This is a genomic window from Rhizobium sp. SVR5-2C, assembly GCF_056755115.1.
Genome location: NZ_JBNDHT010000502.1, coordinates 1 through 247 on the forward strand (window position 1 = coordinate 1; position 247 = coordinate 247).

Annotated in this window: 1 protein-coding gene; it reads left to right on the forward strand. The window is 63.6% G+C overall.

The window, feature by feature from the left end; all coding sequences use genetic code 11:
• On the forward strand, window positions 1-247 hold a 247-nt coding region (locus tag ACPYOI_RS36680; RefSeq protein WP_481424260.1), incomplete at both ends, for a GNAT family N-acetyltransferase.

Here is a 247-nt window from a genome sequence, read left to right on the forward strand (position 1 = left end):
TTTCCTGTATCACCGCAGCACGACGCTGGCCGGGCCGACCTGCTATCTGCAGGATCTCTTCACGCTCGACAGCGAACGCGGCAAGGGCGTGGGCCGCGCATTGATCGAAGCCGTGTACGACGCCGCACAGGCGCAGCGCGCCGAACGCGTGTACTGGCAGACGCACGAAACGAATCACACGGCGATGCGGCTGTACGACTCGGTCGCGGAAAAGACCGGGTTCGTGATCTATCGGAAGGTCTTGCCG